Annotated in this window: 11 protein-coding genes and 1 pseudogene; 5 read left to right on the top strand and 7 right to left on the bottom strand. The window is 55.9% G+C overall.

What is annotated here, in order from left to right:
• A pseudogene (locus tag ABYV26_RS01390) lies at positions 1–415 on the bottom strand (hypothetical protein); the annotation flags it as partial.
• Positions 416–537: 122 nt separating this feature from the next.
• Entirely contained in the window at positions 538–1,254 is a 717-nt protein-coding gene (locus ABYV26_RS01385; protein ID WP_372677452.1) for a GntR family transcriptional regulator, read from the bottom strand.
• A 376-nt stretch (positions 1,255–1,630) separates the two neighbouring features.
• Between ABYV26_RS01385 and ABYV26_RS01380 the strand changes: the two genes are divergently transcribed.
• On the top strand, positions 1,631–2,527 hold the full coding sequence (locus tag ABYV26_RS01380) for a diacylglycerol kinase family protein (RefSeq protein WP_372677450.1): 897 nt from the start codon (positions 1,631–1,633) through the stop codon (positions 2,525–2,527).
• Complete coding sequence (locus ABYV26_RS01375) at positions 2,524–3,234, top strand: lysophospholipid acyltransferase family protein (protein WP_372677448.1); 711 nt, start codon at positions 2,524–2,526, stop codon at positions 3,232–3,234. The genes ABYV26_RS01380 and ABYV26_RS01375 overlap by 4 nt, the downstream gene beginning before the upstream one ends.
• A gap of 25 nt (positions 3,235–3,259) precedes the next feature.
• Here ABYV26_RS01375 and ABYV26_RS01370 read toward each other — a convergent pair whose 3' ends face one another.
• The 3 genes from ABYV26_RS01370 to ABYV26_RS01360 form a co-directional block, all read right to left on the bottom strand.
• Positions 3,260–4,501 carry a tetratricopeptide repeat protein gene (locus ABYV26_RS01370; RefSeq protein ID WP_372677446.1) on the bottom strand — a complete coding sequence of 414 codons (1,242 nt, stop codon included), beginning with the start codon at positions 4,499–4,501 and terminating at the stop codon, positions 3,260–3,262.
• Positions 4,502–4,566: 65 nt separating this feature from the next.
• Entirely contained in the window at positions 4,567–5,568 is a 1,002-nt protein-coding gene (locus tag ABYV26_RS01365; RefSeq protein ID WP_372677444.1) for a polysaccharide deacetylase family protein, read from the bottom strand.
• The gene (locus ABYV26_RS01360; protein ID WP_372677442.1) at positions 5,549–7,273 is read right to left on the bottom strand and encodes an adenylate/guanylate cyclase domain-containing protein; all 1,725 of its coding nucleotides are present in this window, start codon (positions 7,271–7,273) and stop codon (positions 5,549–5,551) included. The genes ABYV26_RS01365 and ABYV26_RS01360 overlap by 20 nt, the downstream gene beginning before the upstream one ends.
• A 284-nt stretch (positions 7,274–7,557) precedes the next feature.
• Here ABYV26_RS01360 and ABYV26_RS01355 point away from each other — a divergent pair, with 284 nt between their 5' ends.
• Positions 7,558–8,025, top strand: a complete 468-nt coding sequence (locus ABYV26_RS01355) for a cyclic nucleotide-binding/CBS domain-containing protein (RefSeq protein ID WP_372677440.1) — start codon at positions 7,558–7,560, stop codon at positions 8,023–8,025.
• Positions 8,026–8,057: 32 nt separating this feature from the next.
• On the opposite strand, the gene ABYV26_RS01350 is transcribed toward ABYV26_RS01355, so the two are convergent.
• Positions 8,058–8,489 (bottom strand): MaoC family dehydratase, encoded by a 432-nt coding sequence (locus tag ABYV26_RS01350; RefSeq protein ID WP_372677438.1) that lies wholly within the window; start codon positions 8,487–8,489, stop codon positions 8,058–8,060.
• A gap of 47 nt (positions 8,490–8,536) precedes the next feature.
• Positions 8,537–8,788, bottom strand: coding sequence for a hypothetical protein (locus ABYV26_RS01345; RefSeq protein ID WP_372677436.1), 252 nt, complete (start codon positions 8,786–8,788; stop codon positions 8,537–8,539).
• 321 nt (positions 8,789–9,109) lie between these two features.
• Here ABYV26_RS01345 and ABYV26_RS01340 point away from each other — a divergent pair, with 321 nt between their 5' ends.
• Both ABYV26_RS01340 and ABYV26_RS01335 read left to right on the top strand, forming a co-directional pair.
• Positions 9,110–9,631, top strand: a complete 522-nt coding sequence (locus tag ABYV26_RS01340; protein ID WP_372677434.1) for a polyhydroxyalkanoate synthesis regulator DNA-binding domain-containing protein — start codon at positions 9,110–9,112, stop codon at positions 9,629–9,631.
• 80 nt (positions 9,632–9,711) lie between these two features.
• On the top strand, positions 9,712–11,868 hold the full coding sequence (locus tag ABYV26_RS01335) for a DUF3141 domain-containing protein (RefSeq protein ID WP_372677432.1): 2,157 nt from the start codon (positions 9,712–9,714) through the stop codon (positions 11,866–11,868).
• Positions 11,869–11,880: the final 12 nt, after the last annotated feature.

Here is an 11,880-nt window from a genome sequence, read left to right as displayed (position 1 = left end):
GGGTGAACTGGTTGAATTTCTTCAGCACCTTAGCATAGGTGGGTTTGGACAGTTGGTAGAGCAGGCGCTGCTCGAAGGCATTGGTGGAGATGAAGGGCTGGGCGGTCAGGGCCAGCACCGGGGCATCACCTTCCACCATGCCAGTGGGAACTTCGGCCACGGCCAGTTGGCCCTCGGCCACGGAGCGCAGCAGCTCGGGTCCTTTGAATCCGAGGGCCGCACCGGGGTGCAGAACGATGGTGAGCTCGCCGTCGGTAGCCTCAGCCACCCGATCCGCAAAGCGCTGGGCGCCCTGAGAATGAAAGTTGCCGGCCGGGTAGTTTAGATGCATATCCCACTTGGTTTTAGCAAATCCATCGGCAACGGCAAAAAGGACAAAGACGACACAGATAAGAATTAACAGGGCTTTTTTCATTTCCATTCCTCCTTTTATGCTTACGGGTTGTTCCAACAAGTTGACGGTCCGATCTTATGGCCTGAAACAATTGTGTGCGTTGAGTGATACGTGAACGGTTGTATCATTCTATCGCCTTTACTTTAGGTGGTCAGGTACTGGATCATCCGGTTTTTAAAGATCTGGATATGTTCCTTGATGACGGCTATGAGGCCAGCTTCATCTCTCGATCGAATCAGGGCAATTATCTGGCCATGCTGCTCGACAACAGAAGTGTAGTGTTCTTTCAAGGATCGCTGCAGTTCGATTTCATTGCCATAGGAGAGGTAGGCCAGACGATTGGTTTCGCACCTGACTTTTTGAAGCGCCTGCATCAGGTAGAGGTTGCGGGAACAGGCGGCAAAGTGGCTGTGAAAAACGCCGTTGGCTTCTACCAGTTCCAGAATGTCCATACCTTTCATAGCCGTTGCCACGGCTTCGTTGGCCGCTTGCATCGACGCAAGAGACTGGGAGGCATCCTGTTTGACTGCCAGATGGGCTACCCCCACCTCTAAAACCAACAGGGCATCGAAGGCGGCTTTGGTATTTTGGATGGTGATGGGGCGCACCGTGTATCCTTTGCCGAGGGAGGACTCCACCAGCAGGTCAGTTTTCAGGCGCAACAGGGCCTCCCGGATGGGTGTACGCCCGATGCCGAGCTTTTCCACCAACTGATTTTCCTCCAGCCGCTGACCCGGTTCGTAGGCCAGGCTGATGATATTACGGTAAATGGCCGTGTAAGCGCTGGCAGCCAAGGATTGTCGGCAGCTGTCAGTCGCTTCCAAAGGGCCCGTCGATATGTCGATATCCGATCGAGGCATGAGGCACTTTTAAGATGAGAGTAGATATAGGGTAACTATTTATGTGTGTATTTCAAATATATGTCAAATATATTTTTTATGATAATATTCAAACTTCCACAATAAATTGAAAATATTTTGTATTCGTGCGATTAAAATTTAATCAATACCAACCGTGCATTCGTATGCGGCTCCGAACCAGCCGGCATGATCATTACCCGCCTGGGTATACCCTATGGAAGCTGCTTATCGGTGCCGTGGAAAAGCTTCCAGGAGACTGCCCGGCACGACAAGGTGGTTCTGATCGCAGGGATTAACCGATGAACCGCTAAATTCATCAAGTCGACTGAACCAGCACCCGCCGGCCACTTATACCAAGAACAGAAAGGACGGTCCGTTGCGCCCCAAGACCATCGCACTGATTGCCAATCCAAGTGCCGGGGGGCGAAAAGGTGCCCGAATCATCCCACGTGTTGAAAGCAAACTTCGCCGACATCACATCGACTACCGGATTTTCATCACCCAGCACCATGCCCATGCCATCGATATCGCTCGCCAACTCACGCCCGCGCGCTATGATGGCGTCGTATCTTTGGGCGGCGACGGCACCAATTTTCATGTTCTCAACGGCCTTTTGAAATATCATCGTCCTGCCACCCTGCCCCCGCTGGGCATTATCCCCGTGGGCAGTGGCAACTCTTTCGCCCGGGATCTTGGCATCTGCAGCACGGCAGACGGTATCCGGGTGCTGATTGAAGGAGAGACCCGGCCGGTGGACGTGTGCCGATTTACCCAGAATGGGAAGCCCTGGTATTTCGTTAATCTCGCCGGATTCGGCTTTGTTGCCGATGTGGCCCGGACGGCCCACCGATTGAAACGCTTCGGCGATGTCAGCTATGTTCTGGGGGTCTTCCACCGGGTGCTGGGGTTGCGGTTCCACCGGATGAAACTGGAACTCGACGGCAGGCGAATCGACGGGGAAAATTGTTTCGTGGAGTTCTGCAATTCTCGTTTCACCGGGGGCCGGATGCTCATGGCACCGGATGCGGTGATCGACGACGGCCGGTTCGACGTGGTGGTCGTGGGTCCGTTGAACCGTCGGTCACTGATGGCCACCTTCCCAAAAATCTTCAAGGGTACCCACGGGCAGCATCCGGCGGTGAAATTCTACCGCGCCACGACGGCTTCGGTAGAGACCGATCCGCCCAAAACGCTCTTGCCGGATGGTGAGCTGTTCGGGTCAACGCCGATGCAGGTTTCCATTCAACCCCGATGGGTCAGGTACTTCGCATGAAAACCTTTCGATCGGCACTGCTGTGGGCGGCGGGGTCGGTTTTTTTTGCCTTGACCTTCGTCATTCTCTCCGCCGGCCTGTTCCTGTTGTCCCGGGAACGGGTTTTTCGCTTGGCCCGGTTTCTGTTTTCCGTGCAGACGAAAATAATGGGCATTCGGCTTACCGTATCGGGGCTGGCTGGTCTGGATCGGACGCGGACTTATTTGATCATGGGCAACCATCAGAGCCTGTTCGACCTGTTCGTGATTCCTGCCGCCATCCCGCTGACCTATGTGGCTGTGGAAGCGGCCTACCATTTTTCGATTCCCCTGTGGGGGAGTCTGGTCACGCGCTGGGGATGCATCCCCATCTATCGAAACAACCTGGAAAAAGCCAAGCAAAGTCTTGAGGTCGCCAGGCAGCGGCTGCGCGAGGGAACCTCCATCATCATCCTGCCGGAGGGGCACCGGACGCTTACCGGAGAGATGGGTGAATTCAAAAAAGGTCCGTTTCACCTGGCCTGCCAGGCGGGTGCCGATATCCTGCCCTTTGCCATTTGCGGCCTGTTCGACTATCACCCTAAAGGGACCTTTCACCTGAATCCCAAACCGGTGCACGTCGCTATCGGGTCGGCGATCCCCCAGGCGGCCATTGCGGATATGGCGCCGGCGCAACTGCGGGACTATGTGCGCGATATTATCGCCAACCTGGCCGGTGTGCATTCATGAATAGAAGATGCCGCGTGCACGCGCGTCAGGGCAGGCTATCGATTTTTTGCATCAGCCGGCGGGCGTTGTCGATGTTCTCACGGGCCTTGTCGTGATTCGGATCGCAGGCCAGGGCGATCTCCCATTCGGCAATGGCTGATTTCAGATCTTCGTTGATGAAGTGTTTCACGCCGTTGCGGTAATGAATCTGGGCCAGGTTCGCCAACTGGGCACGAACGGTCTTTTTTAGTGCCATGCTGGCCGCATGGCCTTTATCGGCTTTTTCCAGCACCTCGTGGGCCTCGAGGAAACGCTTGTGGTCGAAGTGGTCCAGGGCCAGCCGGTAGCGCGCTTCGTTGGCCAGATCGCGGGCGTCCACGCGATCCGGCGCCTCCTCGAGCAGCTGTTGGACCATCTCGAGGCTCTGCTGGTACTCTCCCTTGTCAACATGGTCTCGGGCGTTTGCGAGGACAATGGCGGCCTGTTGCTTTTTTAAGGCGATTTGCAGCGATTGCACGGCAGCATCCTTACCGGTGAAATCCTCCGGCACCTTGGCAAGCGACGACCTGGCGGCTTCCAGCAGCCCCGCTGCAGTCTGGGCAGTGGCTTGTTTGAGATGGATGGTATGGATCAGAACCTTCACGTCGGGATGATCCGGATCCGCCTTTCCGGCCAAGGTCAGGGCGCCGTCAAGGTCATTTTCCGCCAGCAGTGCATGGGCTTGGGCCAGTTGTTTGGGCGGCTTTTTTTTGCGGGCTTTCTTGGTGGGCGGCTTTTCAAGTTTGGGCAGGATCAGCAGGGTGCCGGGCCTCAGCGCCTGATCCACCGGCAGATCGTTGAACCAGGCCACGAGAAAGGCCTTTTCTTCATCGCCGAAGACGGCTTTGGCGACGGTCACAGGGTCGTCACCCGGCCCCGACAGGTGGACGGCCAGCGGGAAGGGTGAAAAACGGGCATTGATCTGTGCCAAGGCCGGCCGAAACGTGGGATCCAGGCGAAGTGCGGCCAACAAGTGGTTGCGGGCCTCCGCCGGCTTCTGGTTTCGCAGAGCTGCCATCCCGGATTGATAGTGCGCATGCACCGATTCGGCAATCTTTCGTTCAAGACGTGGTATTTCGCTGGCGGCCGCCGCTGGGTCAATCGCTGAACGTTCAACCAGCCGCCAGTGATCCAATGCCATGGCCAGTTCACCCCGGGCCTCGAGTGATCGGGCCCGTTTGCCGACGTCGTCGGTCTGTGCCGCCGTCCGCCAGGGCGCGGCATTTAAAAACTCCGATACCGAATCCATCGTACCTGCACAGCCGCAAAGGATGACGGTGACAATTAGGGCGATAACTGGCTGCAATGGTCTCATCAGTTGAGGTCTGCCGGGATTCGGGTGGTGATCAGTGTTGCGAATTGCTCCGCGTTAATCCGACTGTCGATGGGGGTGCGATGGATGCCGTACCGGTCGGCGAAAAAGGCATTTTCCCCTGCTCGTCTGGCAAAGGCGGCTGCAAACCCGAGTTTGGCGGCCATGGCGGAGACCAGGCTGTTGGTGTCGCCGTGCGGATAGGCCAGAAACAGGCAGGGTTCGTCCAGGTGCGTTTCGATCGTATGGCGCGCCGAGCGCAGTTCGGAGGCCACCGACTCGAAATAGGTCTTGAACGGCTGTCCGCTGGTCCGGCGGGTCAATGAACGCCCGCTTCGGCCCTGGCATCCGATGGCAAAACCGTCTCTGTGGGACTGCCTGATCTGGTTCCAGGTCATGGCGTCCCGGCGGCCTACCGCGTCGGTGGAAATGAACACCGTTGCGGTGAATTCCAGCTCCTGCAAGATGGGAATGCCGGTCGTGTAGAGGTTCTGGGATACCGTATCGAAGGTAATCAACACCGACCGGCGGGGAAGCTGACCGGAGAACTTCATGAACTCAACCAGTTGGTTGGGGGTGATGGCCACGAAGCCTTCGGTTTTCAACCAGCGCATCTGGTCGTAGAAAGCCGACGGCGACACCTGCTCCGCTGAATCACCAATATCCGAATAGGCCAATACGGGAACCGTCTGATAGCTGTCAGGCGCCAGACCACCGGGTCGAAACGGAGCCGTGGGAACCACGACCGCTTCACCCCCGGCAAAAGCTTCCTTGCCGTTGTATTCTGTGATCATCCACCCCTTGGTCGGGTCGTTAAAAAACCGCTGGGCCATGGTGGCAGGCGTGTCGGTGTGGCGGGCTCTCACCAGAAGGGGCAGCGGAGGGGACGTGTCGGTATGCACCTCCTCTCCCTTGACGGCGGGCGGAAGCAGGATCGTACCAATCAGTAAGGCCGTGTAGATGAGAAGTCGTAATGAATAGGGTCTAATCGGTTGATCTGACATGGGCCCTCTGCTCGATGGACTTCACGCGCCAGGTTTCCACGGGGGCAATTTTGCCCTTGATGGTCCGTGTGCCGGCTGGTTCTGCACAGACGAGTGCGCGCAGGCGGTCATATACCGCCTCCGTCACCAGGACTTCACCTGGGGCCGCCAACTCGCTGAGACGCGACGCCAGGTTAACCGTGTCGCCGATGACGGTATACTCCATTTTTACCTGGGATCCAATGTTTCCTGAAACGATGGGGCCGGTGTGGATACCGATGCCCACAGCAGACAGCAGAGGATTACCATGGATGCTGTGCATGTGCAACTGCTCCTTAAGGTCCAGGGCGGTCCGGACGGCCCGCTCCACATGATCTTTTCTGAACACCGGCACACCAAAAACCCCCAGCACGCCGTCGCCGATGAATTTATCCAGGTATCCGCCGTAATCCATGATGGCACGGGTGGCAATTTCGAAATAGGTGTTGAGCATATCGACCACCTCTTCCGGTTCCCGGTCCTCCGCATAGGCGGTAAAGCCCCGGATATCGGCAAAGAGAATCGTGGCATCGTTTTTATGGCCCTTGAGCCACATCTTTTCAGGGTCGGCCAGAATCATTTCCAGCACCTCTTCGCCCACATATTTACCGAAGGACTGGCGGGTCAACGAGTGCCGGAAAAGCTCTTCGCCCATCTGGTTGAAGGCGGTGGCCAGGTTGCCCAGCTCGTCTTGGCGCTTGAGCTCCACCCGATAGCGGTAGTCTCCTTTACCGATGGCCTCGGTGGCGGCTACCAATTCCAAGATGGGTTTTGAAAATCGTAATCCCAGATAAACCGCAATGGCCAGGCCAACGGTCATCATTACAACCGTTACGTATATGATGAACCCTTTTTCCTTATCGACCAATTGCTCGATAAAATCCAACGAAACGCCCACATGGACCGCACCCAGGATCTTGTCCTGAAAGATCACCTCCCGGGTTAGGTTCAACATTTGTTCACCTGAAACGGCAACGAAAGCAAAGTAGGAAATGTCTCCACGGATTTCCGGCGGTGCCATGGGGGTGGGAGATGCCAGCGCCGTACCGATCCGATTCACATTGGTATGGGCCCGGATCAGGCTGTGGTTGTCGGTCACGATTGCATAGCGTAGGCCTTCGGTGGCGGTGGCTTCTTTGATCAGGGTGTTGAGGTTGAGAATATCGTCATCGATGAGCGGAATGCGGGCGTTGTTGACAAAATAATTGAGGCTTACCGTCCCAACGGTTACGGTTTGGTCGAAAAGTTGAGCCTTTTGCCGGTTGATGATAAAATAACTGAAAGAAACGATGGTGACCGTGACAAGGATCAAAGCACCAATGCACAGCTTGAGCCAGATAGGGATGGTCGGAGCAGGCAGTCGTTCGGCCAGGGTACCGCGCTGACGGATAATGAGTTCTCGGATGTTGTCCGACAGGGAGGCCACCGAGATCCTGAAATTCTTATTGATGGCCTCCACAACCTCCGCTTCGGAGGCCTGGCCCAGCTCTGTGATTATGTGACCCAGGCGAACGGCCTGTCCGGTGTCGATCAGTCGCCTGCGTTGGGCGGCGAGAGCTGTCTCCAGCTGTTTCTGGGAAATGATGCCTCGTTCGACCAGCACCTGGCCCAACTGCATGTCGTCCGGTGACCGCCGCCGGAAAAGACGCTGGAGGCTCGAGGCCAGGAATTCAGAAGCTCGCTGCATGGCGCTACCACCCGTTCGTATCCATTCCGATAGCCTGGGCCCACAACCGGATTTTGCCTCGGCAAACCCTCAACGAACCAGGCGATGTATGAAATCTAAAATGAAAGTCTTCTGTATTCGTATATCGGAAAACCGGGTGCAGACTTGAACAACTTTTTTTATGGAAAACTGCTGCGTGGTGCCACCCGCCTGCGCATTGACAGAGTTTCAGCAGCGCCCTATCTTGAGGGAGTAAGAAATGAAGGATCTGCTTTCTCGATAATACCCCAAAAAGGTGATTACAGATGAAGACAGCCAACGACATGATCCAGGAAAAGGGCAGCGAGATCCTCTGTGTTCCGGAGGGAACCACCGTTTTGGAAGCACTGAGGCAAATGAACGCGCGCAAGGTCGGGGCGATTATGGTGACCCGTGACGGCAAGCCGGTGGGCATCTGGACGGAGCGGGATCTCATGCGAAACACCCTTGATGCAGCATTCGACCCCAAAACCGTGCGCATCGAGGACTACATGACCAGAGACCTGATATTTGCGCCTCACACGGACACTGTCTACAATCTCATGGACAAGTTCCTGGGGCTGCGGGTGCGTCACTTGCTCATCGAAAAAGACGGCAGAACCATCGGTATGGTGTCCAGCGGTGACGTCATGAAGGCCTCCATCCAGGAAAAGGACGGAGAGCTCAAACAGCTCAACTCGATGGTAGGTTGGGATTATTACGAGAATTGGCGGTGGCGGCCCGACTCAAAATGAATCGGGCCCTAACAGCCCATCACCGGCATGGGTCAGGGGTTTTTCGGCGGCCGGGGGGGGCTCACCAATGCCTCGCCGTCCAATACCCGCGTTCCTTCCTGGTTGACGCAGGTGGTTTTCAGACGGACCCGTTTTTTATCTTGCATTTTTTCGATCACCTCCACCGTTGCGGTGACCGTATCCCCGATGCGCACCGGTGCCAGAAAATCAAGCGTCTGTCGCATGTACACCGTTCCCGGGCCCGGTAGGCGCGTGCCAATCACTGCGGAAATAAATCCCGCCGAAAGCATGCCATGGGCGATGCGCGTTTTGAAAAAGGTGCCCTGTGCGTAAGCCTCGTCGATGTGCGCCGGATTAAAGTCGCCGGTAACGCCGGCAAACAGGTATATGTCCGTATCGGTCACGGTTTTGGAGAACCGATCCGAATCCCCGATGGTAAGCTGGTCGAAGGTTTTCCCGAGCATATTGCATCCCCCCTGCATGGTCGTTCCTGATTATCTTACTCACCTGTCTACAGGTAGGCTTCCACCTTCTTAAACGCCTCCTCCACGGTCTTCTTATACTCTTCGCGGCCCTTTTTGAAGGTTTCCACCCATTCCTGCACGGCCTTTTTTCCCTCTTCGGGCATCCAGGTGGCCTGATTCAGCATGGTGTTGGCCAGGGTTTCGTTCTGGTCCTGAACCATAACCATGGCGTTAAAGGCATTGTTGAATGCGCCCTTGTTGAAATCGACCATCTGCTTGAAAATTGTTTTCTGATCCATGGTTGCGCTCCTTTTTTGTTTTTAAATGGGTTTGGGGAAAGCGTCCTGGGTTGCGTCACCACATTCCAAAGACTATCTTCGTTTCGACTGATCGTACCTCAGCCATCAGATTTTCGGATGGGCTGTTCACTTGGCATCAATATAGGTCTCCAAGGGCCAATGTCAATGGTAAAATGTTGCGTTGCACAATTATCTCATTTTGTCATTGCATATTGGCAAGCACTGTATATATTATAACTGATGCTGATAAAGTAAAATGATAACTGATTCTCAACCAGCTTTTGTTGCAGTGTGTCAAGACGAGAAGGGAATGATCGACCCATGCCTGATCCCCTGGTGTTGAAAAAATACAGCAATCGACGACTCTACGATACCCGAAACAGCTGCTATGTCACCCTTGAAGATGTATCGACAATGATCCGCTCTGGTGAGCAGGTTCAGATTCACGACGCCACCACCGGTGAGGATGTGACCGCGTTCATCCTGACCCAGATTGTCCTGGAGGCGGCCAAACGCAGAAACAGCCTGCTGCCGGAATCGGTGCTGCACTTGATTATTCGATACGGAGACAATGCCCTGGGTGAGTTTTTCGAAAAATATTTTCAAAAAACGCTCCAAAACTACCTAGAAACCAAAAAAGCCTTTGATCAGCAATTCGGAAAGTGGCTGGATATGGGCATGGAGTTGCCCCGACGCATGCCGGAGATGATACCCGGTGTATCCACCATCGATGGCATGATCAACATGTTCGGTCTAACCAAGGCATCCGCATTAAAAAAACCGGATTCGGGACAACCGGACCCATCAGAAAACCCCGACAGCGAACAGAAACCAAAAGCATAAACAACCCCTACTTGGTCGGTTACCCCGTTTTTTGCGATGCATCCGCATGGCAACGGCGGTCCCGACTGCCGGAGATACCTATGTCTACAACACCTGCGACCCGTTTAGCCCCCACTGGTGCCCCATTGCACTGGTTAACCGATGCTCTCGAATATGCCGGGGATTATTTTCAGCGTTCGGTTTTATTTGCCGACATCATGAGACGCCGGGGAAACCAGTATCTCGATCATCTTCGTCACGGCCAGCCCCCGGTGCTGACCTTTTCCTACGACATCTTGTTGGATGGCCGGGAGATCGACCCGCCCACCAATTTTTACCTGGCCAGGATCCGGGACCGCCGGACGCCATCCCCATCCCGGCCCTCGGACGGGAAAGAAAAACGGCACCCCCTGATACCCGCCGCTTCTCCCAAGGCATCCACGCGTCCGATGATCATCATCGATCCTCGCGCGGGCCACGGTCCTGGAATCGGCGGTGCCAAACGGGATTCGGAAATCGGAATGGCCTTGGACCAGGGATATCCGGTGTACGTCATTTTATTCAAGACCCGGCCGCTGGCGGGACAAACGCTGGATCATGTTCAACTGGCCATGGCTAGGTTTGTGGAAACGGTTCGTGACCGCCACCCGCAGGCTGGCAACCCGGCGATTATCGGAAACTGTCAGGCCGGATGGGCGGCCGCGCTTTTAGGGGCAGTGAGGCCCGACATCACCGGGCCCATCGTGATGAACGGTGCGCCCTTATCCTATTGGGCCGGTGTAAAGGGCAAGCATCCCATGCGTTACAAGGGGGGGTTGACAGGCGGTGTGTGGCAGGCTGCTTTATGGGGAGACTTGGGCAACGGCATGTTCGACGGCGCCCACCTGGTGGCCGGATTCGAGGACCTCAACCCGGCCAACACCCTGTGGAACAAGCATTATCACCTGTGGGCCAATGTTGACACGGAAGCTGACCGTTATCTGGAATTCGAACGCTGGTGGAACGGCTACTATCTGCTCACGGCCGAAGAAATCCATTTTATCGTGGACCAGCTGTTTGTGGGCAACCGTGCCCAGCGGGGGCAACTGGTGATGAACGACCAACGCGTGGACCTGAAGGCCATGAAGGGGCCCATTGTGGTCTTTGCTTCCCATGGTGATAACATCACCCCCCCCCAGCAGGCCCTCAACTGGATACCTGCCGAGTGGGGCAGTGTGGATGAAATCCGGCGCAGGCAGCAGACCATTGTTTACATGGTCCACGGCACCATCGGTCATCTGGGAATTTTCGTTTCTGCAGGTGTTTCCCGGAAAGAGCATCGCGAGATTATCGCCAGCATCGATCTGATTGATTACCTCTCCCCCGGCCTGTATGAAATGGTCATCTCGGATGACGACGACGGCAGGCGGCAGGTCCGATTCGAGGCGCGGGAAATGGCGGATATCCTGGCCATGGATGACGATGACGATGACCAGATTGCATTTGGAACGGCCGAGGCGCTTTCCAATTACAACGATCGTGTTTATCGGCGGCTGGTGCGGCCCTGGGTGAAGGCGGCGGTGAACGAAGCCACGGCTGAAACGCTCAGGCAGCTGCATCCCATGCGGACCTCCCGTTATGGGTTCTCCGACCTGAATCCGTGGATGGCGCCGGTGGTCCATCTTGCCGATGAGGTGAAAAAACAACGTCGGTCGGTATCGCCGGACAATCCCTTTTTGGCCGTAGAAAAGATTATCTCCGATTCGCTGTCCAAAAGCCTGGATTTTTTTCGGGATTGTCGTGACCGGGCAATTGAATCCTGGTTTTATGCGATTTTCGACCATCCCTGGATGCAGGCGATCGCCAACGATGAAACGAACGATGGCGCCGCCGAAACACCCGAGTGTCTGGCAGGCGGGCTGGCGGAGGTCGATCATGGCGGCTTTGCCGATGCGGTGGTGAGAATCATGGTCGCGCTGACCCATGCCGACTCCGGTACGCGCAGGCGTAGCCTTGCGGCTTATGACGGCCTGGCTGGCCGGGATGTCCGCCTAAAGGATGTTCAAGGGTCAACCTTGAGCGAAATGATCAAAAAGCAGTCCGGCATCATGAAATCCGCGCCGGAAGCGGCACTTTCTGCACTGCCCTGCCTGCTGCCCAGTCGGGCGGACCGCCAAAAAGCCATGGCCATCGCAACGGCGCTGATGGTGCGTGAGCCAGATGCAGACGCCCAGGTGATCCGCATGCGCGACGCCATAGCCGCTGTAATGGGCATTTGACTTGTTCTCACA

It is taken from the genome of Desulfosarcina sp. (genome assembly GCF_041551955.1).
In the GTDB taxonomy this organism is placed as follows: Bacteria; Desulfobacterota; Desulfobacteria; order Desulfobacterales; family Desulfosarcinaceae; genus Desulfosarcina.
This window is presented reverse-complemented; position numbering and strand designations above follow the sequence as displayed.

Coding starts and splice junctions, on each gene's coding strand:
- ABYV26_RS01375 (WP_372677448.1), top strand. CDS start 2,524: ATGAAAACCTTTCGATCGGCACTGCTGTGGGCGGCGGGGTCGGTTTTT.
- ABYV26_RS01335 (WP_372677432.1), top strand. CDS start 9,712: ATGTCTACAACACCTGCGACCCGTTTAGCCCCCACTGGTGCCCCATTG.
- ABYV26_RS01365 (WP_372677444.1), bottom strand. CDS start 5,568: ATGTCAGATCAACCGATTAGACCCTATTCATTACGACTTCTCATCTAC.
- ABYV26_RS01370 (WP_372677446.1), bottom strand. CDS start 4,501: ATGGATTCGGTATCGGAGTTTTTAAATGCCGCGCCCTGGCGGACGGCG.
- ABYV26_RS01355 (WP_372677440.1), top strand. CDS start 7,558: ATGAAGACAGCCAACGACATGATCCAGGAAAAGGGCAGCGAGATCCTC.
- ABYV26_RS01340 (WP_372677434.1), top strand. CDS start 9,110: ATGCCTGATCCCCTGGTGTTGAAAAAATACAGCAATCGACGACTCTAC.
- ABYV26_RS01350 (WP_372677438.1), bottom strand. CDS start 8,489: ATGCTCGGGAAAACCTTCGACCAGCTTACCATCGGGGATTCGGATCGG.
- ABYV26_RS01345 (WP_372677436.1), bottom strand. CDS start 8,788: ATGGATCAGAAAACAATTTTCAAGCAGATGGTCGATTTCAACAAGGGC.
- ABYV26_RS01385 (WP_372677452.1), bottom strand. CDS start 1,254: ATGCCTCGATCGGATATCGACATATCGACGGGCCCTTTGGAAGCGACT.
- ABYV26_RS01360 (WP_372677442.1), bottom strand. CDS start 7,273: ATGCAGCGAGCTTCTGAATTCCTGGCCTCGAGCCTCCAGCGTCTTTTC.